Origin of the sequence: Pseudomonas sp. BW7P1, from assembly GCF_024981055.1 — a bacterium.
Lineage (GTDB): Bacteria > Pseudomonadota > Gammaproteobacteria > Pseudomonadales > Pseudomonadaceae > Aquipseudomonas > Aquipseudomonas bananamidigenes.
The window spans coordinates 22830-43436 of record NZ_CP103374.1; the positions used below are offsets into that span (position 1 = coordinate 22830).

Genomic DNA, 20607 nt, shown 5'->3' on the forward strand with positions numbered 1-20607 from the left:
TACATGCACGCTTTGCAAGCCAAGATCCTCGACCCACGCATCGGTACCGAATTCCCGCTGCCGCAATACGCCACACCGGGCTCCGCCGGCCTCGACCTGCGCGCCATGCTGGAACAGGACATCGTGATCAAGCCGGGCGAAACCGTGCTGATTCCGACCGGTCTGTCGGTGTACATCGGCGACCCGAACCTCGCCGCGCTGATCCTGCCACGCTCGGGCATGGGCCATAAGCACGGCATCGTGCTGGGCAACCTCGTCGGCCTGATCGACTCCGATTACCAGGGCCCGCTGATGGTGTCCTGCTGGAACCGTGGCCAGACCGAATTCACCATGCCGGTGGGCGAGCGTCTGGCGCAGCTGGTGCTGGTGCCGGTGGTGCAGGCGCACTTCGAAATGGTTGAAGAGTTCGTCGAAACCGAGCGTGGCGCGGGTGGTTTCGGCCATTCCGGCACCAAATAACTGAGGGAAATCCATTGTGGCGAGGGAGCTTGCTCCCGCTTGGGTGCGCAGCACCCACAAGATTTCGGGTCTGCTTCGCGCCCCGCCGGGAGCAAGCGCCCTCGCCACAAATATGATTGCTCTTCGAAATTGGTTTTACCGCCGAAAATCAAGGCATTGGCAGGTCAAAGCCACGCCGGACAAGGCGTCATGGCCCTTTCACACCACGAACTCTCTGTGAAAACCGCCGTCATACCCTTCAGTTTGAGCCTGCCGTCGAGATGATTCGCCGGTGTGTCCCGCCACTTTCGAGATGGAGCATTTTCGCAGATGAGCACCCCCGCCCAAGTCGCCCCGAAGCTTCCCGACAGCATCTTCCGCGCCTATGACATTCGCGGCACCGTGCCGGAATTCCTCAATGCCGAAACCGCTTACTGGATCGGTCGCGCCATCGGCTCCCAGAGCCTGGCCCAAGGTGAACCGAATGTTTCCGTTGGCCGTGACGGCCGTCTGTCCGGCCCGGAACTGGTTGCCGAGCTGATCCGCGGCATCGCCGAAAGCGGCTGCCATGTCAGCGACGTCGGCCTGGTGCCGACGCCTGCGCTGTACTACGCCGCCAACGTGCTGGCCGGCAAATCCGGGGTGATGCTCACAGGCAGCCACAACCCGTCGAATTACAACGGTTTCAAGATTGTGATCGCCGGCGACACCCTGGCCAACGAACAGATCCAGGTCCTGCATGAGCGCATCAAAAACGGCAATCTGAGCAGCGGCACAGGCAGTGTGACCCAGGTCGAGATCCTCGACCGCTACACCACCGAAATCGTCCAGGACATCAAACTGGCCCGACGCCTGAAAGTCGTGGTCGACTGCGGTAACGGCGTGGCCGGCGTGATCGCCCCGCAACTGATCGAAGCGCTGAACTGCGAAGTCATCCCGCTGTTCTGCGAAGTCGACGGCAACTTCCCGAACCACCACCCGGATCCGGGCAAACCGGAGAACCTCGTCGACCTGATCGCCAAGGTCAAGGAAACCAAGGCCGATATCGGCCTGGCCTTCGATGGCGACGGTGACCGCGTCGGCGTGGTGACCAACACCGGCAGCATCGTCTTCCCCGACCGCCTGTTGATGCTGTTCGCCCGCGACGTGCTGGCCCGCAACCCGGGCGCGGAAATCATATTCGACGTCAAATGCACCCGCCGACTGATCCCGCTGATCAAGGAATATGGCGGCCGGTCGCTAATGTGGAAGACCGGTCACTCGTTGATCAAAAAGAAAATGAAGCAGTCCGGCGCGTTGCTGGCCGGCGAAATGAGCGGACATATCTTCTTCAAGGAACGCTGGTTCGGTTTCGACGACGGCATTTACAGCGCCGCACGGCTGCTGGAAATCCTCAGCAAGGAAAAATCCGACGCGGAAACGCTCTTCGCGACCTTCCCGAACGATATTTCCACGCCGGAAATCAATATCCATGTGACCGAAGAGAGCAAATTCAGCATCATTGATGCACTGCACGATGCGCAGTGGGGTCCAGGCGCCGACCTGACCACCATTGACGGCGTGCGGGTCGATTACGCCAAAGGCTGGGGCCTGGTGCGCGCGTCCAACACCACACCGGTGCTGGTGCTGCGCTTCGAGGCCGATGACGAGGCTGAATTGCAGCGCATCAAGGCTGTGTTCCATGCCCAGTTGAAACGTGTTGCACCTGATCTCCAACTACCGTTCTGATTCACCCGGAGCCCTGAATGACCCTCGAACGCGAAGCCGCCGCCCAAACCGCCAAGGTCCTGTCCGAAGCGTTGCCTTACATCCGACGTTATGTCGGCAAGACCCTGGTGATCAAATACGGCGGCAACGCGATGGAAAGCGAGGAGCTGAAAACCGGCTTCGCCCGCGACATCGTCTTGATGAAAGCCGTGGGCATCAACCCGGTGGTGGTTCACGGCGGCGGCCCGCAGATCGGTGATCTGCTCAAGCGCCTGTCGATCGAAAGCCACTTCGTCGACGGCATGCGCGTCACTGACGCGGCGACCATGGACGTGGTGGAAATGGTCCTTGGCGGCCAGGTCAACAAAAGCATCGTCAACCTGATCAACCGTCACGGCGGCAGCGCCATCGGCCTGACCGGCAAAGACGCCGGGCTGATCCGGGCGAAGAAGCTCACCGTCACCCGTCAGACCCCGGAAATGACCCAGCCGGAAATCATCGACATCGGCCAGGTAGGCGAAGTGGTCGGGATCAACACCGAACTGCTGAACCTGCTGGTCAAAGGCAATTTCATCCCGGTGATCGCGCCGATTGGCGTGGGTGAAAACGGCGAGTCGTACAACATCAACGCTGACCTGGTGGCCGGTAAAGTCGCCGAAGCGCTGAAAGCCGAGAAGCTGATGCTGCTGACCAACATCGCCGGCCTGATGGACAAGTCGGGCAAGGTTCTGACCGGTCTGAGCACTCAGCAGGTCGACGAGCTGATCGCCGACGGCACCATCTACGGCGGCATGCTGCCGAAGATCCGCTGCGCACTGGAAGCGGTTCAGGGCGGCGTGGGCAGTTCGCTGATCATCGACGGTCGCGTGCCGAACGCGATCCTGCTGGAAATCTTCACCGACACCGGTGTGGGTACGCTGATCAGCAATCGCAAGCGTCCGTAAGCGATCGCGTAAATAAAAAGACCCCGCTCAGCCTGACTGAGCGGGGTCTTTTTTTGCCTGGGAGAAGCGATCAGACGCCAAACTGGGCGCGATAGGCTTCAACGGCAGGCAGATGCTGCTTGAGCTGCGGATCGTCTGCCAGGAACTCCAGCACCTGGTTCAGCGACACGATACTGATGACCGGGATGCCGAAATCACGCTCGACTTCCTGGATGGCCGACAGCTCGCCATTGCCGCGCTCCTGACGATTCAGGGCGATCAGCACGCCGGCGGCCCTGGCGCCTTCCTGCGAGGCGATGATCTGCATCACTTCACGGATTGCGGTACCCGCGGTGATCACGTCGTCGATGATCAGCACGTCGCCGGTCAGTGGCGCGCCGACCAGGCTGCCGCCTTCGCCGTGAGCCTTGGCTTCCTTGCGATTGAAGCACCATGGCAGGTCACGGTTGTGGTGCTCGGCCAGCGCCACGGCAGTGGTGGCTGCCAGCGGGATGCCCTTGTAGGCCGGGCCGAACAGCACGTCGAAGGGAATACCGCTGTCAGCGATGGCGGCGGCGTAGAAACGGCCCAGCTGCGCCAGCGCGGAACCCGAGTTGAACAGGCCGGCATTGAAGAAGTAAGGACTGGTGCGTCCGGACTTCAGGGTGAACTCACCGAAGCGCAAAACGCCGCGATCGATGGCAAAACGAATGAAATCGCGCTGATACGCTTGCATGAAAAAAACCCCAAATACCACGGATTTAGCTAATTAGCTTGACGCCGTGTATCATACACGCACGCGATTTTTGGGGCCATTTATGCGGATCATCAGTGTGAACGTCAATGGTATTCAGGCTGCAGTCGAGCGCGGTTTGCTCAGTTGGCTGCAGGCACAGAATGCCGACGTCATCTGCCTGCAGGACACCCGTGCCTCCGCCTTTGAACTGGATGACCCAGCCTTCCAACTGGACGGCTACTTCCTTTATGCCTGCGATGCTGAAGTCCCTGCCCAAGGCGGCGTGGCTTTGTATTCGCGGTTGCAACCGAAGGCTGTCATCAGCGGTCTCGGCTTCGAGACGGCCGACCGCTACGGGCGCTACCTGCAAGCAGATTTCGACAAAGTCAGTATTGCCACCTTGCTGCTTCCTTCGGGGATGAACGGCGATGAAGACTTGAACCAGAAGTTCAAGCTCATGGACGACTTCGGCAAGTACCTGGACAAACAGCGGCGCAAACGTCGCGAGTACATTTATTGTGGCTCGCTGTTCGTCGCGCAGCAGAAGCTCGACATCAAGAACTGGCGCGACAGCCAGCAATCCCCGGGCTTCCTGGCGCCGGAGCGCGCCTGGATGGACGAGATTGTCGGCAACATGGGTTATGTCGACGCCCTGCGCGAAGTCAGCCGCGAAGGCGACCAGTACAGCTGGTGGCCGGACAACGAACAGGCCGAGATGCTGAATCTGGGCTGGCGCTTCGACTACCAGATCCTGACCCCGGGCCTGCGACGCTTCGTGCGCAGCGCACGCCTGCCGCGTCAGCCTCGGTTCTCGCAGCACGCGCCGCTGATCGTCGACTACGACTGGACGCTGACCATCTGAGCGCCCTTTCGCAGACACAAAAAAACCGACATCAACGTCGGTTTTTTTGTGCGCGATCGTTCGTTATTTGATCAACCGCCAAGTGAAAGGATAACGGTACGGAAAGCCCTCGTTAGCCTTCACACCTGCAATGATCGTCAGGATCAGCGCACCGATGGCCAACAGGCCAAACAGGAAGAAGCCAATCACCAGCACCATCAGCAAGAAGCAGATCATCGAGGCAATCGCGACCGTAATCTGGAAATTCAGAGCCTCCTTGCCCTGGGCATCGATAAATGGATCCGTCTCGCGCTTCATCTGCCACAGGATCAACGGCCCGATCAGCGTTCCGAACGGAACCCAGATCCCCAGCAAAGCGGACAAGTGACAAAACATCGCCCACTGGCGAACCTCGTGGCTCGGCTTGGGCAGCAACTCTTGCTCATCACTCATCGCATTCTCCTTGCGGGTTGCGAACCGTCTCAGTCGGCCAGTGCGGCCGTTTGCAGTTCGAAGATCTCGTTCATGCCTTTCTTGGCCAGCTCCAGCATCGCGTTCAGCTCTTCAGGCTGGAACGGTGCGCCTTCGGCGGTGCCCTGCACTTCGATGAAGCCGCCGGTGCCGGTCATCACCACGTTGAGGTCGGTCTCGGCGGCGGAATCTTCAAGATAGTCCAGATCCAGCACCGGCTCGCCCTGGTACATGCCCACGGAAACGGCTCCGATCATTTGCTTGAGCGGGTCGCCGCCTTTCAGACCGCCGCGCTTCTTGATCACTTTCAGGGCATCGACCAGCGCAACCATGGCACCGGTGATCGACGCGGTGCGGGTGCCGCCATCGGCCTGGATCACGTCGCAGTCGACGTACAGGGTGACGTCGCCCAGCTTGGACATGTCCAGTGCAGCGCGCAGGGAACGGCCGATCAGGCGCTGGATTTCCAGGGTGCGACCGCCCTGCTTGCCACGACTCGCTTCACGCTGGTTACGCTCGCCGGTGGCGCGCGGCAGCATGCCGTATTCGGCGGTCAGCCAGCCCTGGCCCTGGCCTTTCAGGAAGCGCGGCACGCCGTTCTCGACGCTGACGGTGCAGATGACTTTGGTATCACCGAATTCGACCAGTACCGATCCCTCGGCGTGCTTGGTGTAGTTGCGGGTAATGCGGATCGAGCGGAGCTGATCGGCAGCGCGACCACTTGGACGTTTCATAGGAGATACCTGTACTGAGGACGGAAAACTGCGGAGCATTATAAAGCTGCGCACCGCGCCTGGGCACTGCCTAAAAACTCCAGCCGTCGATCCAGAGCCCTGAAACGCGCTTCGCCGACGGCCTGCAGCCCTTTGTCACACCGTGTGTTTGGGCGCATCTGTCGCACTGCGCTACAATCCTGCGCCTTTGCTGCCAGTCGGCTTAAATTCACTGATATCGAGCTGCGAAGCTTCAGTTCGCGCCGATTTGTATCGCGAGGTCACCGCCATGGTGCATAGCATGACCGCCTTCGCCCGCGTCGAAAAAGCCGGCGTTCAGGGCACCCTGAGCTGGGAACTGCGCTCGGTCAACAGCCGCTACCTGGAACCCCACCTGCGCCTGCCCGAGTCGTTCCGCGACCTCGAAGGCGCCGTTCGCGAAGCCCTGCGTCAGGGTTTGTCGCGCGGCAAACTGGAATGCACCCTGCGTTTCACCGAGGAAAGCACCGGCAAGCCGCTGCAAGTGGATCGCGAGCGTGCCGCACAACTGGTCGCCGCTGCCGAAACCGTCGCCGGCCTGATCAAGCACCCGGCGGCGCTGAACCCGCTGGAGGTGCTGGCCTGGCCCGGCGTGCTGGTGGCCGATGCGAGCGACCCGCAAGCCCTCAACGCAGAAGCGCTGGAGCTGTTCAATCAAGGCTTGAAGGAACTCAAGGCTGGCCGTGAGCGCGAAGGCGCGGAGCTGGCGCGCCTGATCAACGATCGCCTGACCTCCATTGAGGAAGACGTGGCAACCCTGCGCGAACTGGTTCCGCAGATGCTCGCCGCCCAGCGCCAGAAAGTTCTCGACCGCTTCGCCGACATGAAGGCCGAGATGGACCCCCAGCGCCTGGAACAGGAAATGGTCATGCTCGCGCAAAAAAGCGACGTGGCTGAAGAACTGGATCGCCTGAGCACCCACATCATCGAAGTTCGCCGGGTCCTCAAGTCCGGCGGTGCCGCCGGCCGGCGCCTGGACTTCCTGATGCAGGAGCTCAACCGCGAAGCCAACACACTGGGCTCCAAGGCCTTCGACCCGCGCAGCACCCAGGCGGCGGTCAACCTCAAGGTGTTGATCGAGCAAATGCGCGAACAAGTACAGAATATTGAGTAAGGCTACCCCCGACATGACCCACAGCACCGGCACCCTGTACATCATTTCCGCCCCCTCGGGCGCGGGCAAAAGCAGCCTGGTCAAGGCCCTGACCGACGCCAACCCGGAAATCCGCGTTTCGATTTCCCACACCACCCGCGCCATGCGCCCGGGCGAAGTGGACGGCGTGAACTATCACTTCGTGACCCGCGAAGAGTTCGTGAAAATGGGCGAGCACGGCGACTTCCTCGAGCGCGCCGAAGTCTTCGGCAACTTCTACGGTACTTCGCAAAGCCGCCTGCAGCAGACCCTGGACGAAGGTCATGACCTGATTCTGGAAATCGACTGGCAAGGCGCCGAACAAGTGCGCAAGCTGATGCCCCAGGCCCGTTCGATCTTCATTCTGCCGCCTTCGCTGCAGGCCCTGCACCAGCGTCTGACCAATCGTGGTCAGGACAGCGACGAGATCATCGCCGGCCGGATGCGTGAGGCCGTCAGCGAGATGAGCCACTACGTCGAGTACGACTATCTGATCATCAACGACGATTTCGCCCACGCCCTGGATGATCTGAAGGCGATTTTCCGCGCCAATCAGCTGCAACAAAAACGTCAGCAAGTGCGCTTCGGCAAATTGCTGGCTGAATTACTGGGCTGAAACAGCCCTTCCCAAAACTGCTGCAACGGCTTTACATTGGCACTTGCAGCGCGTTGAAGGGTCTGGTCAAAAAATCAGCGCTTCCCTAATCGCTGGTGATTTTTTAAACTGTCGAGTCCGCTCGCCCAACCGGGCAGCGCGCATATTGCATTCGCTCCGAGGAATACCATGGCCCGCGTAACCGTTGAAGACTGCCTAGAACACGTGGATAACCGCTTTGAGCTGGTCATGCTCTCTACCAAGCGTGCCCGTCAACTGGCCACCGGCGGCAAAGAGCCGAAAGTGGCATGGGAAAACGACAAGCCTACCGTCGTCGCCCTGCGCGAAATCGCTGAAGGTATCGTGACTCCCGAATTCATCGCCGCCGAAGAAATTGTCACCGAAGACCCGGTCTTCGCTGCCTTTGCTCCAGAGGACGAGTCCAACGAGGCCGTTTAAGCCTATGCCTGGTCGACGTAGCAAGGCGCGGGATCACAGCTTGCGGCAGGAGTCATCATGCCGAGCATAGACGCCCTCGCCGATCGAATATCGACCTACCTCGGTCAGGACCAGGTCAATCTGGTCCGCCGAGCGTATTTCTACGCCGAACAAGCCCACGACGGCCAACGCCGCCGCAGCGGCGAGGCGTATGTCACGCATCCTCTTGCCGTGGCGAACATTCTTGCCGACATGCACATGGACCATCAGAGCCTGATGGCCGCGATGCTGCATGACGTGATCGAAGACACCGGCATCGCCAAGGAAGCGCTGCAAGCGCAGTTCGGCGAGACCGTGGCCGAACTGGTCGACGGGGTCAGCAAACTGACCCAGATGAACTTCGAGACCAAGGCCGAAGCCCAGGCCGAAAACTTCCAGAAAATGGCGATGGCCATGGCGCGCGACATTCGCGTGATCCTGGTCAAGCTCGCCGACCGTCTGCACAACATGCGCACCCTGGAAGTGCTGTCCGGCGAAAAGCGCCGGCGCATTGCCAAGGAAACCCTCGAGATCTATGCCCCCATCGCCAACCGGCTGGGCATGCATTCCGTGCGCATCGAGTTCGAAGACCTCGGTTTCAAGGCCATGCACCCGATGCGTTCTGCGCGGATTTACCAGGCGGTCAAACGCGCCCGCGGCAACCGCAAGGAAATCGTCAACAAGATCGAAGAGTCCCTCGGCCACTGCCTCGCCATCGACGGCATCCAGGGCGAAGTCAGCGGTCGCCAGAAACACCTCTACGGCATCTACAAGAAAATGCGCGGCAAGCGTCGGGCCTTCAACGAGATCATGGACGTCTACGCGTTCCGGATCATCGTCGACAAGGTCGACACCTGCTACCGCGTGCTGGGTGCCGTGCATAATTTGTACAAACCGTTGCCGGGACGCTTCAAGGATTACATCGCGATTCCCAAGGCCAACGGCTATCAGTCGCTGCACACCACGCTGTTCGGCATGCATGGCGTACCGATCGAGATCCAGATCCGTACCCGTGAAATGGAAGAAATGGCCAACAACGGCATCGCCGCGCACTGGCTGTACAAGTCCAGCGGCGACGAACAGCCCAAAGGCACCCACGCCCGGGCCCGTCAGTGGGTCAAAGGCGTACTGGAAATGCAGCAACGTGCCGGCAACTCGCTGGAATTCATCGAAAGCGTGAAGATCGACCTGTTCCCGGACGAGGTCTACGTGTTCACGCCAAAAGGCCGGATCATGGAGCTGCCCAAAGGCTCCACGGCCGTCGACTTTGCCTACGCGGTGCACACCGACGTCGGCAACAGCTGCATTGCCTGCCGGATCAACCGTCGTCTGGCGCCACTGTCCGAACCGCTGCAAAGCGGCTCCACGGTCGAGATCGTCAGCGCTCCCGGCGCGCGGCCAAACCCGGCGTGGCTCAACTTCGTGGTCACCGGCAAGGCGCGCACCCACATCCGCCATGCCCTGAAACTGCAACGCCGCTCCGAATCCATCAGCCTTGGCGAGCGCCTGCTGAACAAGGTGCTCAACGGATTCGACAGCGCGCTGGAGCAGATTCCGCCAGAACGCGTGAAAGCGATGCTGACCGAGTACCGCCTCGAACTGATCGAGGACCTGCTCGAAGACATCGGCCTGGGCAATCGCATGGCGTACGTCGTGGCGCGTCGACTGCTGGGCGAGGGTGAACAATTGCCAAGTCCGGAAGGTCCGCTGGCGATTCGCGGTACCGAAGGCCTGGTACTCAGCTACGCCAAATGCTGCACACCGATCCCGGGCGACCCGATTGTCGGTCACCTGTCGGCGGGCAAAGGCATGGTCGTGCACCTGGAAAACTGCCGCAACATCAGCGAAATCCGCCACAACCCTGAAAAATGCATCCAGCTCTCGTGGGCCAAGGATGTCACCGGCGAATTCAACGTCGAACTGCGCGTCGAGCTGGAGCACCAGCGTGGCCTGATCGCCCTGCTGGCCAGCAGCGTCAACGCGGCCGACGGCAATATCGAGAAAATCAGCATGGACGAACGCGATGGCCGCATCAGCGTCGTCCAGTTGGTGGTCAGCGTCCACGACCGCGTGCACCTGGCCCGCGTGATCAAGAAACTGCGCGCCCTGACCGGGGTCATCCGCATCACCCGCATGCGTGCATAACTCAAACAATACAAGGAGTCATACATGACCAAGACCGTTATCAGCAGCGACAAGGCCCCGGCCGCCATCGGCACTTATTCCCAGGCGATCAAGGCCGGCAACACCGTGTACATGTCGGGCCAGATCCCGCTGGACCCGAAAACCATGGAACTGGTCGAAGGCTTCGAAGCCCAGACCGTACAGGTCTTCGAGAACCTGAAAGCCGTGGCCGAAGCCGCCGGCGGTTCGTTCAAGGACATCGTCAAGCTGAACATCTTCCTCACCGACCTGAGCCACTTCGCCAAGGTCAACGAGATCATGGGCAAATACTTCGAACAGCCATACCCGGCCCGCGCCGCCATCGGCGTTGCTGCCCTGCCGAAGGGTTCGCAGGTTGAAATGGATGCCATTCTGGTCATCGAGTGATGCGCACGGCGCGGCTTACCGAGAGCCGCGCCAACTGCTCTGCGGTAAAGAAAAGGTTTTGAAAGGATTCCACCATGCGCAAAGCGCTTGCTCTCTCGCTGCTCGCCATTTTCCTCGGCGGTTGCGCCAGCAACCCGGCCGACCGTGACATCAGCGGCACCTGGATCAATCAGGTCGCCATCGATGCCGCCGCCAAGGGCGGCCCCCTGCGTGAAGCGCTTCAGGCCTACGGCCCGAATCTGGAATGGGACATCAACACCAGGGCCGGCCAGGCCCGCTACACCAACGGTTTCGAGAACGTCGAAGGACGGCTGCAGGGTGAACAGTCCGGCGCCTGGAAAGTCGACTTCTACGGCAGCTCCGCCAGCGAACTGAAACGCGACGGAGGCCAGTTGCACCAGGCTGCCAGCGAAAACGAACCACAACAGCTGTTCGACCGTGCACAGATCCCGGTACCCGAAGGCGCGCCGATCGGCGCCAGCTTCGAACGTGCGCTGTATTCGGCCTACCTGGGCGGTAACTGGACAATCGCCAGCGGCCAGGGCGAAGGCGCCACCGTGCAATTCCAGGCGGACGGGCAAGTCTCCGGCCTGCCCGGTGTCGACCGCTACGCCCTGTGCCTGGCGGGCGACTGCGCATCGATGAGCAGCGGCAACGACAGCATGTGGTTGCAGCAGAACGGCCAGGGCAACAACTGGATCTTCGTTCGAAAGGGCAAGGAGCTGGAAATTCTGCAGGCCGTGAACACGGCACTGGCGGATGAACAGCCGCAGTTCAGCCCGGGTGAGCGCAAGTGGCTGCTCAAGAAGCAGTAACTGCACCTGAGAGCAGCCTATAACCCTGTGGGAGCGGGCTTGCCCGCGATGAGGCCTTGGCATTCAACATTTATGCTGACTGTTATGCCGCCATCGCGAGCAAGCTCGCTCCCACAGTTGTTTTGCAGTGTTTGAAAGTCAGCAGCGCCCCTCAAGAATCGCGGCGTAACCCTCGCGATAGCTTGGATACTTCGGCGCCCAGCCCAACGTTTTCGCCCGTGCATTGCTGCAACGTTTGCTGCCGGTTCTGCGCACGCTTTCGTCTTCCGACCATTGCGTGACGCCCAGATACTCCCGCAGCCACGCCACCACCTCGGCCAGCGGCGCAGGCGCATCGTCCACGCCGATGTAGATATCATCGAGCGTCCTGCCCTTGCGATCCGATTCCAGCAGAAACGCCATCAGGCCCGCCGCATCATCGGCGTGAATACGATTGCCATACAACGGCGGATCGACCGCCACGCGATAACCGCGACGCACCTGAGTCAGCAGCCATTCACGGCCCGGCCCGTAGATGCCGGTCAGACGCACGATGCTCGCCGCAATGCCGCTGTTCAAGGCGATTTGCTCTGCCTCCAGCATCAACCGCCCGGAATAACCCGCCGCCACGGTTTCGGAGGACTCATCCACCCATTCCCCGTCTTTCTGCCCGTAAACGCTGCTGCTGGAAACGAACAACAGCCGATCAGGTACTTGTCCGTAGTCATTCAGCCAGCCCAGCACATGCTGCAGACCCTGCACATAAGCTGCGCGATAGCCGGCTTCATCGTGCTCGGTCGCGGCTGCGCAATACACCAGGTAATCCACGGCCCCCACTGGCCAGGACGCTGGGCACTCCTCATTGAACAGGTCACCGGCCACACCGATGACACCTGCCGGCAACCGAGAAACATCCCGGCGCAGGCCATATACCTGAAAGCCTGCGGCCAGCAATTGCGTGGCCAGACGGCTGCCGACATCGCCGCAGCCGGCGATCAATACAGAGGGGGCGGACATCAAAAAACTCCCGGCGCAAAGCTACAGACTAGCCCTGACAAGGGACGAGCGGCTAGCAATGAAGGAAAAAAAGCAACTCTATTGCTTCTGTTAACAAGAATTACTTGCAATAATGCACGTCACTTTTGTTCTCGGCCTTACGAGGCCTGGAAGAGCATCACCGTTTTTCTATCTCAGGTCCGGCCAGCATGACACGCATTCAGAACCCCGCTTCGCCAACCAAACGACCTCGCGCCTGGAGCGCGCTGGCCGCCCTGCTCCTCAGCCTGACGCTGGCGCCGGTCGCCGCTTTCGCTGACGCCCAGGCACCGGCCGCACCAGCCGCCCACGAACAGACCGCCCCGGCAGCTCCCGCCGCAGCGCCAGCGACGACCGAGCCGGTTCAGGCCGTGGATACCGGCGCCGAAAACGCACCTGAAGTCCTCGAAGCCGACAACACCCTGGGCATGGCCCACGACCTGTCGCCGTGGGGCATGTACCAGAACGCCGACATCATCGTGAAGATGGTGATGATCGGTCTTGCCATCGCATCGATCATCACCTGGACCATCTGGATCGCCAAAGGCTTCGAGCTGATGGGCGCCAAGCGTCGCCTGCGTGGTGAAATCGCCGCCCTTAAGAAAGCCACCACCCTCAAGGAAGCCAGCGCCACTGCAGCGAAGGAAGGCACCCTCGCCAACCTGCTGGTGCATGACGCCCTCGAAGAAATGCGCCTGTCGGCCAACGCCCGTGAGAAAGAAGGCATCAAGGAGCGCGTCAGCTTCCGCCTCGAGCGCCTGGTGGCCGCCTGTGGCCGCAACATGAGCAGCGGCACCGGCGTACTCGCCACCATCGGCTCCACCGCACCGTTCGTCGGTCTGTTCGGCACCGTGTGGGGCATCATGAACAGCTTTATCGGCATCGCCAAAACCCAGACCACCAACCTCGCCGTCGTGGCGCCGGGCATTGCCGAAGCGTTGCTGGCTACCGCCTTGGGTCTGGTCGCCGCGATTCCTGCCGTGGTCATCTACAACGTGTTCGCCCGCTCCATCGCCGGTTACAAGGCCCAGGTGTCCGACGCATCGGCACAAGTCCTGCTGCTGGTCAGCCGCGACCTCGACCACCAGCCCGAGCGCAGCGTCTCGCAACCGCACATGGTGAAAGTGGGGTAATCGGCCATGGGCCTGCATTTGAAAGAAGGCGCAGACGACGATCTGGCCGAGAACCACGAAATCAACGTCACGCCGTTCATCGACGTGATGCTGGTGCTGTTGATCATCTTCATGGTGGCTGCGCCGCTGGCCACCGTGGACATCAAGGTCGACCTGCCTGCCTCGACCGCCAAGCCGGCACCGCGGCCGGAGAAACCGCTGTTCCTCAGCGTCAAGGCTGACCAGCGGCTGTACATCGGCGACGACGAAGTCACAGCCGAAACCCTCGGCGCCACGCTCGACGCCAGGACCAAAGGCAAGAAAGACACCACCATCTTCTTCCAGGCCGACAAGGGTGTGGATTACGGCGACCTGATGAGCGTGATGGACAAGCTGCGCAGCGCCGGTTACCTGAAGGTCGGTCTGGTCGGCCTCGAGAGTGCAACCAAGAAATGATCACGACGCGCCATAAGCTGACGCGTTACGGCGGTAGCCTGGCCGTGGTGCTGGGTGTGCATGCACTGGCCATTGCGCTGGCGCTGAACTGGACCGCCCGCCCGCCCATCGAACTGCCGCCCCAGGCAATGATGGTCGAGCTGGCGCCGGTTCCGGCCCCGCCACCGCCTGCACCGCCGAAGGTCGTCACGCCACCGCAGCCGCCGGCTCCGGTTGAAGAACTGCCGATCCCGAAACTGGCCGAAGCACCCAAGGCAGAAATTGCCGTGCCCAAGCCGAAACCAAAACCCAAGCCAAAACCGCAACCGCCCAAGCCGATCGAGAAGAAGCCGGAGCCCGTGAAGGAAAAACCTTCCGAAGAAAAACCGGCAGAACCTCAACAGACTCAGGCACCGACGGAGAAATCCGCCCAGCCGGCACCGGGCCCGTCGCCCGCAGAAGTGGCGGCCAAGGCCAGTTGGCAAAGCGCGCTGCTCGCACACCTGCAGAAATACAAGGAATATCCGGACAATGCCAGGTTACGTAAAAAGACTGGAACTAACCGTCTGCGTTTCATCGTCGACGGTGAGGGCAACGTACTGTCATTCGAACTGGTAGACAGCTCCGGCAACGCCGATCTGGATCGGGCCACCCTGAAAATGATCCGTCGTGCCCAGCCGCTGCCCAAGCCACCGGCCGACATGATGAAGAACGGCCCCATCGAACTTACTGCACCGTTTCTGTACACGATCGAACAGCGCCGCTGAGTTGACTCAAGCGCGCAGGCGCCGCAGCCCAATGAATAAAGGCACCGAAAGGTGCCTTTGTCATATCTGCAAACGGCAAACCGGCATTGCGCGGTGTCGCATCTATCACTCAGTCTGATAACGTGCGTCTATCGATCGCAGCCGGTATGCTTGGCCCGCATCTTCATGGACGCTTGCTATGACTCTCACAGAATTACGCTACATCGTTACCCTCGCCCAAGAGCAGCATTTCGGCCACGCGGCCGAGCGTTGCCACGTCAGTCAGCCGACCCTGTCGGTGGGCGTGAAAAAGCTTGAAGACGAACTCGGTGTACTGATCTTCGAGCGCAGCAAAAGCGCCGTGCGCCTGACCCCGGTCGGCGAAAGCATCGTCGCCCAGGCGCAGAAAGTGCTGGAACAGGCCCAGGGCATCCGCGAACTGGCCCAGGCCGGCAAGAACCAGCTGACCGCCCCGCTGAAAGTCGGCGCCATCTACACCGTCGGTCCGTACCTGTTTCCGCACCTGATTCCACAACTGCACCGGGTCGCCCCGCAGATGCCGTTGTACATCGAAGAAAACTTCACCCACGTGCTGCGCGACAAACTGCGCAATGGCGAGCTGGACGCGATCATCATCGCCCTGCCGTTCAACGAAGCCGACGTGCTGACCCTGCCGCTCTATGACGAACCGTTCTACGTGTTGATGCCGGCCCAGCATCCGTGGACGCAAAAAGAATCCATCGACCCGGCCCTGCTCAACGACAAGAGCCTGTTGCTGCTCGGCGAAGGCCACTGCTTCCGCGATCAGGTGCTGGAAGCCTGCCCGACCCTGACCAAGGGCAACGACGGCGCCAAGCACACCACGGTCGAATCCAGCTCGCTGGAAACCATCCGCCACATGGTCGCCTCCGGCCTGGGCATCTCGATCCTGCCATTGTCGGCGGTGGACAGCCATCACTACGCCCCGGGCGTGATCGAAGTCCGACCGCTGTCGGCGCCAGTGCCCTACCGCACCGTGGCCATTGCCTGGCGCGCCAGTTTCCCGCGGCCGAAAGCCATCGAGATCCTCGCCGACTCCATTCGCCTGTGCTCGGTCGCCAAACCCGCCGCGCCGGTTACGGCCGGTTAAGCCAGCGTCATGACAGAGCTGTCGCAGGTCCCGGTCACCGCACTCAAGGGTGTCGGCGAGGCCATGGCCGAAAAACTGGCCAAGGTCGGCCTGGAGAACCTTCAGGACGTACTGTTCCACCTGCCGCTGCGTTATCAGGACCGCACTCGCGTGGTTCCCATCGGCGCATTGCGACCGGGGCAGGACGCCGTGGTCGAAGGCACCGTCAGCGGCGCCGATGTAGTCATGGGTCGACGCCGCAGCCTCGTCGTGCGTCTGCAGGACGGCACTGGCGGCCTGAGCCTGCGCTTCTACCACTTCAGCAACGCGCAGAAGGAAGGCCTCAAGCGTGGCACGCGGATTCGCTGCTACGGTGAAGCCCGGCCCGGCGCCTCGGGGCTGGAGATCTACCACCCGGAATACCGCGCCATCAACGGCGACGAACCACCGCCGGTGGATGAAACCCTGACCCCGGTCTATCCGCTGACCGAAGGCCTGACCCAGGCCCGCCTGCGCCAGTTGTGCATGCAGACCCTGACCCTGCTCAAACCGGCCACCCTGCCCGACTGGCTGCCGACCGAGCTGGCCCGCGACTACCAACTGGCGCCGCTGGCCGATGCGATCCGCTACCTGCACAACCCGCCCGCCGATGCCGACGTCGACGAACTCGCCCTCGGCCATCACTGGGCCCAGCATCGTCTGGCGTTCGAAGAACTGCTGACCCATCAACTGTCCCAACAGCGACTGCGCGAAAGCATGCGCGCCCTGCGCGCACCGGCAATGCCGAAAGCCACAAAACTGCCGGCGCGGTATCTGGCCAACCTCGGCTTCAACCCGACCGGCGCGCAACAGCGGGTCGGCAACGAAATCGCCTACGACCTCAGTCAGCACGAGCCGATGCTGCGGCTGATTCAGGGTGACGTTGGCGCGGGTAAAACCGTGGTCGCCGCTCTCGCCGCGCTGCAAGCACTGGAGGCGGGTTATCAGGTCGCACTGATGGCGCCGACCGAGATCCTCGCCGAGCAGCACTTCATCACCTTCAAGCGCTGGCTCGAACCGTTGGGCATTGAAGTGGCGTGGCTGGCCGGCAAGCTCAAGGGCAAGAACCGCGTGGCCGCACTGGAACAGATCGCCAGCGGCACGCCGATGGTGGTCGGCACCCACGCGCTGTTCCAGGATGAAGTGCAGTTCAAGAACCTCGCGCTGGTGATCATCGACGAACAACACCGCTTCGGCGTGCAACAGCGTCTGGCGCTGCGGCAGAAAGGTGTCGGCGGGCGCATGTGTCCGCATCAATTGATCATGACCGCCACGCCGATTCCACGGACGCTGGCGATGAGCGCCTACGCCGACCTCGACACCTCGATCCTCGACGAATTGCCGCCCGGTCGAACACCGGTCAACACCGTGCTGGTCACCGACACCCGCCGTGTCGAAGTCATCGAGCGCGTGCGCAGCGCCTGCGCCGAGGGCCGTCAGGCCTATTGGGTGTGCACGCTGATCGAAGAGTCCGAAGAGCTGACCTGCCAGGCCGCCGAAACCACATTCGAAGACCTCACCGCCGCCCTCGGCGAGCTCAAGGTCGGGCTGATCCACGGTCGCATGAAACCCGCCGAGAAAGCCGCCGTGATGGCCGAATTCAAGGCCGGCCACCTGCAACTGCTGGTCGCCACCACCGTGATCGAAGTCGGCGTCGACGTGCCCAACGCCAGCCTGATGATCATCGAAAACCCCGAGCGCCTCGGCCTCGCCCAGCTGCACCAGTTGCGCGGCCGCGTCGGCCGGGGCAGCGCGGTCAGCCATTGCGTGCTGCTCTACCATCCGCCGCTGTCGCAGATCGGCCGCCAGCGCCTGGGCATCATGCGCGAGACCAACGACGGTTTCGTCATCGCCGAAAAAGACCTCGAACTGCGCGGTCCCGGCGAAATGCTCGGCACCCGCCAGACCGGCCTGCTGCAATTCAAGGTCGCCGACCTGATGCGTGACGCCGATCTGCTGCCCGCCGTGCGCGATGCCGCCCAGGCCTTGCTGGAGCGCTGGCCGACCCATGTCAGCCCGCTGCTCGACCGCTGGCTGCGACACGGGCAGCAATACGGCCAAGTGTGAGCACTGTCGCAGTTTCTCAAAGCCCGTTCCAACCAAGCTGGTTATACTCAAGCAATTGTTTCAAAAACGGATACAGACCATGACCGAAGCTGCTCTCGCCCCCGAACTCCCGCACGCTCCGTCTGTTATTCGGCTGCTGCTCAACAAGCTGGGCGTCGCCTACGAAGAAGTGCTCGATCACCACGGCCTCAATGCCTCGCGCAAAGTGCAGGCCGCGTTGCTGGACGATGCAGTGGGTGCGCTGATGGTGCTGTTTCCACAGAGCCAGTTGCTGGATCTCAACCGCCTCGCCGAGCTGACGGGCCGTCGCCTGACCGCCGTGTCCACCGAGCGCCTGGAAAAGATGCTCGGCAAACACAGCCTGAGCCTGCTGCCGGGCCTGCCGGCGCTGACCAGCTCGCCGTGCCTCTACGAAGAAAGCCTGCTGCGCGAGCCGAAGTTGCTGATCAACTCCGGCGAGCCGGGCCTGCTGCTGGAAATCGCCAGCGAAGATTTCAAGACCATGCTGACCAAGGCCAGCGCCGCCAACTTCGGCGAAGCCTTGAGCAGCATCCGCCCGAACCTCGACCGCCCGGACGATGACCGCGAGGAAATCACCCAGGCCGTGCAGGCGTTCACCGCACGGCGCATCCAGCAACGTCTGGAAGCGACCATCGAAATTCCGCCGCTGGCCGAAACCGCACAAAAAATCATCAAGCTGCGCGTCGACCCGAACGCCACCATCGACGACATCACCGGCGTGGTCGAAACCGACCCGGCGCTGGCCGCGCAAGTGGTGAGCTGGGCGGCGTCGCCGTACTACGCCTCGCCGGGCAAGATCCGCTCGGTGGAAGACGCCATCGTGCGCGTGCTGGGTTTCGATCTGGTAATCAACCTGGCGCTGGGCCTGGCCCTCGGCAAGACCCTGAGTCTGCCCAAGGATCACCCGCAACACACCACGCCGTACTGGCAGCAGTCGATCTACACCGCCGCCGTCATCGAAGGCCTGACCCGCGCCATGCCGCGCGCCCAGCGCCCGGAAGCCGGCCTGACCTACCTCGCCGGCCTGCTGCACAACTTCGGCTACCTGCTGCTGGCCCACGTGTTCCCGCCGCACTTCTCGCTGATCTGCCGCCACCTGGAGGTCAACCCGCACCTGTGCCACAGCTACGTCGAGCAACACCTGCTGGGCATCAGCCGCGAACAGATCGGCTCCTGGCTGATGCGTTACTGGGACATGCCGGACGAACTGGCCACTGCCCTGCGCTTCCAGCACGACCCGCACTACGACGGCGCCTACGCCGAATACCCGAACCTCGTCTGCCTGGCCGTGCGCCTGCTGCGTAGTCGCGGAATCGGCTCCGGGCCGGATGAAGACATCCCGGATGCGCTGCTGGAGCGTGTTGGTTTGACTCGCGACAAGGCCAATGACGTGGTCAGCAAAGTGCTTGAGGCGGAAGTGCTGTTGCGGGAACTGGCTTCGCAGTTCAGCCAGGCTTAAAGCATTCTTCGGAACGTCACCCAGGGCCTTTTTTGATTGCAGACAAGGCCCCGGTTCCACAGATTTCGATCACTTTGCCTGCAACGACAGCAAACAAGCGCCCTGCTATGATTTGACGGCAAACAGAGGGATTTCCGATGACCCAAAAAGAGGCTGTCAGCGTTGCAAGCGAAGTCCGCAAGCTTGCCAAAGACAACAAGGTTACGGCCAGTCGTGACGGCATGAGTCGTATGGCCGTGGGCATTACCCGCTTGTCTGGTGATGTCGTCGAGCTGGATGGCATCGAACAGTTACTCGTCAATCTCAAGCGAAAAGGCGTCCTGAGCAAGTCTGAAATCCTGGCGCTGCAGGGGCGCTATCTTCAGGAAAGGCGTGCGAAGAAACGCAGCGCATGACTTTTGACCCGTTCGGCGACTTCGAAACGGCTGGATACCTTCAAAACTCGCTGCAACTGAAAGATCCCGTTGAAGTAAAAGAGTCGGAGCATCTTTCGTTCGAATTGAGTATCGAAGATGCACTCGCCTATCTGGCCGGGAAAAAGCCCATCGATTACCAGACGGTACTCAAGGTTCACGAGATCCTGTTTTCCGGCTTCTACCACTGGGCAGGAAAAGACCGGAACGAACTGGTCCCTCACCTGGCAGTCTTCAAGGGCCCCCTCAACGATCCCCGCAGCACCCTCTTCGAGCGCCCGGACTTCATCAAAATGTCCGTCGACTATGCGCTCAAGCTCGCAGCAGACAAGCAACGCTTCAGAGACCATCCCGGCAGAGTGATGGGCCAGTTGGCGTTCGCGCACCCCTTCCTCGACGGCAACGGACGCACGATTCTATTGGTTTTCATGGAGCTCTGTTATCGGGCCGGGTTCGCCATCGACTGGTCGAGGACAAACAAGGACGACTATTTGCGGGCACTCAGCGACGAGATCCGCGAACCTCGCGAACGGCATCTCGATCGCTACCTCATCCCGTTCGTCGTCGACATATCCAGCCGTGACGAATGGCCCGAGACCATCAGTGGCATCCGAGGCCTGGATGGCCTGGACAAGGAAGACATCACTTACGAGAACCTGGACAACCCGCAAGTCCAGCAGATCTACAAGACCTACCGGAGCCAGCCACTGGACGGCGAGCCTCCTGAGCCGGACAGCTAAAGAGGCGAGCCGCCTG

The 20607-nt window shown here is 61.5% G+C and carries 21 protein-coding genes and 1 pseudogene; 18 read left to right on the forward strand and 4 right to left on the reverse strand.

What is annotated here, in order from left to right; genetic code table 11:
* Window positions 1-3: 3 nt before the first annotated feature.
* From dut to argB, 3 genes and pseudogenes are all read left to right on the forward strand, one after another.
* Complete coding sequence (dut, locus tag NWV16_RS00115) at window positions 4-459, forward strand: dUTP diphosphatase (RefSeq protein WP_065258173.1); 456 nt, start codon at window positions 4-6, stop codon at window positions 457-459.
* Between the two features lie 330 nt (window positions 460-789).
* Window positions 790-2166, forward strand: a pseudogene (locus tag NWV16_RS00120) (phosphomannomutase/phosphoglucomutase); the annotation flags it as partial.
* 17 nt (window positions 2167-2183) lie between these two features.
* Window positions 2184-3089 carry an acetylglutamate kinase gene (gene argB, locus NWV16_RS00125; protein ID WP_260521512.1) on the forward strand — a complete coding sequence of 302 codons (906 nt, stop codon included), beginning with the start codon at window positions 2184-2186 and terminating at the stop codon, window positions 3087-3089.
* A 70-nt stretch (window positions 3090-3159) separates the two neighbouring features.
* Here the strand turns inward: argB and pyrE are convergent, their stop codons facing one another.
* Window positions 3160-3804 (reverse strand): orotate phosphoribosyltransferase, encoded by a 645-nt coding sequence (gene pyrE / locus NWV16_RS00130; protein WP_065258176.1) that lies wholly within the window; start codon window positions 3802-3804, stop codon window positions 3160-3162.
* Between the two features lie 82 nt (window positions 3805-3886).
* Here pyrE and NWV16_RS00135 point away from each other — a divergent pair, with 82 nt between their 5' ends.
* On the forward strand, window positions 3887-4666 hold the full coding sequence (locus tag NWV16_RS00135) for an exodeoxyribonuclease III (protein WP_065258177.1): 780 nt from the start codon (window positions 3887-3889) through the stop codon (window positions 4664-4666).
* 63 nt (window positions 4667-4729) lie between these two features.
* On the opposite strand, the gene NWV16_RS00140 is transcribed toward NWV16_RS00135, so the two are convergent.
* Both NWV16_RS00140 and rph read right to left on the reverse strand, forming a co-directional pair.
* On the reverse strand, window positions 4730-5098 hold the full coding sequence (locus NWV16_RS00140) for a DUF4870 domain-containing protein (protein WP_260521513.1): 369 nt from the start codon (window positions 5096-5098) through the stop codon (window positions 4730-4732).
* A 29-nt stretch (window positions 5099-5127) separates the two neighbouring features.
* Window positions 5128-5850 (reverse strand): ribonuclease PH, encoded by a 723-nt coding sequence (gene rph / locus NWV16_RS00145; RefSeq protein WP_065258179.1) that lies wholly within the window; start codon window positions 5848-5850, stop codon window positions 5128-5130.
* Window positions 5851-6118: 268 nt separating this feature from the next.
* Here rph and NWV16_RS00150 point away from each other — a divergent pair, with 268 nt between their 5' ends.
* From NWV16_RS00150 to NWV16_RS00175, 6 genes are all read left to right on the forward strand, one after another.
* Window positions 6119-6982, forward strand: coding sequence for a YicC/YloC family endoribonuclease (locus NWV16_RS00150; RefSeq protein WP_260521514.1), 864 nt, complete (start codon window positions 6119-6121; stop codon window positions 6980-6982).
* 13 nt (window positions 6983-6995) lie between these two features.
* Window positions 6996-7616: a guanylate kinase gene (gene gmk / locus NWV16_RS00155; protein ID WP_065258181.1), complete on the forward strand. Its 621-nt coding sequence runs from the start codon at window positions 6996-6998 to the stop codon at window positions 7614-7616.
* Between the two features lie 168 nt (window positions 7617-7784).
* The gene (gene rpoZ / locus NWV16_RS00160) at window positions 7785-8054 is read left to right on the forward strand and encodes a DNA-directed RNA polymerase subunit omega (protein WP_065258182.1); all 270 of its coding nucleotides are present in this window, start codon (window positions 7785-7787) and stop codon (window positions 8052-8054) included.
* Between the two features lie 57 nt (window positions 8055-8111).
* On the forward strand, window positions 8112-10217 hold the full coding sequence (spoT, locus tag NWV16_RS00165; RefSeq protein WP_065258183.1) for a bifunctional GTP diphosphokinase/guanosine-3',5'-bis pyrophosphate 3'-pyrophosphohydrolase: 2106 nt from the start codon (window positions 8112-8114) through the stop codon (window positions 10215-10217).
* 24 nt (window positions 10218-10241) lie between these two features.
* Window positions 10242-10622: a RidA family protein gene (locus NWV16_RS00170; protein ID WP_065258184.1), complete on the forward strand. Its 381-nt coding sequence runs from the start codon at window positions 10242-10244 to the stop codon at window positions 10620-10622.
* Between the two features lie 74 nt (window positions 10623-10696).
* Window positions 10697-11437 (forward strand): hypothetical protein, encoded by a 741-nt coding sequence (locus NWV16_RS00175; protein ID WP_260521515.1) that lies wholly within the window; start codon window positions 10697-10699, stop codon window positions 11435-11437.
* Window positions 11438-11575: 138 nt separating this feature from the next.
* Here NWV16_RS00175 and NWV16_RS00180 read toward each other — a convergent pair whose 3' ends face one another.
* Entirely contained in the window at window positions 11576-12433 is an 858-nt protein-coding gene (locus NWV16_RS00180) for an SDR family oxidoreductase (protein ID WP_260521516.1), read from the reverse strand.
* A 188-nt stretch (window positions 12434-12621) separates the two neighbouring features.
* Here NWV16_RS00180 and exbB point away from each other — a divergent pair, with 188 nt between their 5' ends.
* The 8 genes from exbB (at window position 12622) to NWV16_RS00220 (ending at window position 20591) form a co-directional block, all read left to right on the forward strand.
* A complete protein-coding gene (gene exbB / locus NWV16_RS00185; RefSeq protein ID WP_260521517.1) occupies window positions 12622-13584 on the forward strand; it encodes a tonB-system energizer ExbB in 963 nt (320 codons plus the stop codon).
* A 6-nt stretch (window positions 13585-13590) separates the two neighbouring features.
* A complete protein-coding gene (gene exbD / locus NWV16_RS00190) occupies window positions 13591-14019 on the forward strand; it encodes a TonB system transport protein ExbD (RefSeq protein WP_065258188.1) in 429 nt (142 codons plus the stop codon).
* Window positions 14016-14765, forward strand: coding sequence for an energy transducer TonB (locus NWV16_RS00195; protein WP_260521518.1), 750 nt, complete (start codon window positions 14016-14018; stop codon window positions 14763-14765). The genes exbD and NWV16_RS00195 overlap by 4 nt, the downstream gene beginning before the upstream one ends.
* Before the next feature lie 178 nt (window positions 14766-14943).
* Window positions 14944-15873, forward strand: a complete 930-nt coding sequence (locus NWV16_RS00200) for a hydrogen peroxide-inducible genes activator (RefSeq protein ID WP_065258190.1) — start codon at window positions 14944-14946, stop codon at window positions 15871-15873.
* Between the two features lie 9 nt (window positions 15874-15882).
* Entirely contained in the window at window positions 15883-17958 is a 2076-nt protein-coding gene (gene recG, locus NWV16_RS00205; protein ID WP_260521519.1) for an ATP-dependent DNA helicase RecG, read from the forward strand.
* A 79-nt stretch (window positions 17959-18037) separates the two neighbouring features.
* Entirely contained in the window at window positions 18038-19438 is a 1401-nt protein-coding gene (locus NWV16_RS00210; RefSeq protein ID WP_260521520.1) for an aminoacyl-tRNA deacylase and HDOD domain-containing protein, read from the forward strand.
* Window positions 19439-19575: 137 nt separating this feature from the next.
* Window positions 19576-19833: a hypothetical protein gene (locus NWV16_RS00215; RefSeq protein WP_260521521.1), complete on the forward strand. Its 258-nt coding sequence runs from the start codon at window positions 19576-19578 to the stop codon at window positions 19831-19833.
* Window positions 19830-20591, forward strand: coding sequence for a Fic/DOC family protein (locus NWV16_RS00220; RefSeq protein ID WP_260521522.1), 762 nt, complete (start codon window positions 19830-19832; stop codon window positions 20589-20591). Before NWV16_RS00215 ends, NWV16_RS00220 begins: the two co-directional genes overlap by 4 nt.
* The last annotated feature ends 16 nt before the right edge of the window (window positions 20592-20607 follow it).

Bases quoted from the DNA above. Each gene is read 5' to 3' on its own strand.
- dut (WP_065258173.1), top strand. From the start codon at position 4: ATGCACGCTTTGCAAGCCAAGATCCTCGACCCACGCATCGGTACCGAA.
- argB (WP_260521512.1), top strand. From the start codon at position 2,184: ATGACCCTCGAACGCGAAGCCGCCGCCCAAACCGCCAAGGTCCTGTCC.
- pyrE (WP_065258176.1), bottom strand. From the start codon at position 3,804: ATGCAAGCGTATCAGCGCGATTTCATTCGTTTTGCCATCGATCGCGGC.
- NWV16_RS00135 (WP_065258177.1), top strand. From the start codon at position 3,887: ATGCGGATCATCAGTGTGAACGTCAATGGTATTCAGGCTGCAGTCGAG.
- NWV16_RS00140 (WP_260521513.1), bottom strand. From the start codon at position 5,098: ATGAGTGATGAGCAAGAGTTGCTGCCCAAGCCGAGCCACGAGGTTCGC.
- rph (WP_065258179.1), bottom strand. From the start codon at position 5,850: ATGAAACGTCCAAGTGGTCGCGCTGCCGATCAGCTCCGCTCGATCCGC.
- NWV16_RS00150 (WP_260521514.1), top strand. From the start codon at position 6,119: ATGGTGCATAGCATGACCGCCTTCGCCCGCGTCGAAAAAGCCGGCGTT.
- gmk (WP_065258181.1), top strand. From the start codon at position 6,996: ATGACCCACAGCACCGGCACCCTGTACATCATTTCCGCCCCCTCGGGC.
- rpoZ (WP_065258182.1), top strand. From the start codon at position 7,785: ATGGCCCGCGTAACCGTTGAAGACTGCCTAGAACACGTGGATAACCGC.
- spoT (WP_065258183.1), top strand. From the start codon at position 8,112: ATGCCGAGCATAGACGCCCTCGCCGATCGAATATCGACCTACCTCGGT.
- NWV16_RS00170 (WP_065258184.1), top strand. From the start codon at position 10,242: ATGACCAAGACCGTTATCAGCAGCGACAAGGCCCCGGCCGCCATCGGC.
- NWV16_RS00175 (WP_260521515.1), top strand. From the start codon at position 10,697: ATGCGCAAAGCGCTTGCTCTCTCGCTGCTCGCCATTTTCCTCGGCGGT.
- NWV16_RS00180 (WP_260521516.1), bottom strand. From the start codon at position 12,433: ATGTCCGCCCCCTCTGTATTGATCGCCGGCTGCGGCGATGTCGGCAGC.
- exbB (WP_260521517.1), top strand. From the start codon at position 12,622: ATGACACGCATTCAGAACCCCGCTTCGCCAACCAAACGACCTCGCGCC.
- exbD (WP_065258188.1), top strand. From the start codon at position 13,591: ATGGGCCTGCATTTGAAAGAAGGCGCAGACGACGATCTGGCCGAGAAC.
- NWV16_RS00195 (WP_260521518.1), top strand. From the start codon at position 14,016: ATGATCACGACGCGCCATAAGCTGACGCGTTACGGCGGTAGCCTGGCC.
- NWV16_RS00200 (WP_065258190.1), top strand. From the start codon at position 14,944: ATGACTCTCACAGAATTACGCTACATCGTTACCCTCGCCCAAGAGCAG.
- recG (WP_260521519.1), top strand. From the start codon at position 15,883: ATGACAGAGCTGTCGCAGGTCCCGGTCACCGCACTCAAGGGTGTCGGC.
- NWV16_RS00210 (WP_260521520.1), top strand. From the start codon at position 18,038: ATGACCGAAGCTGCTCTCGCCCCCGAACTCCCGCACGCTCCGTCTGTT.
- NWV16_RS00215 (WP_260521521.1), top strand. From the start codon at position 19,576: ATGACCCAAAAAGAGGCTGTCAGCGTTGCAAGCGAAGTCCGCAAGCTT.
- NWV16_RS00220 (WP_260521522.1), top strand. From the start codon at position 19,830: ATGACTTTTGACCCGTTCGGCGACTTCGAAACGGCTGGATACCTTCAA.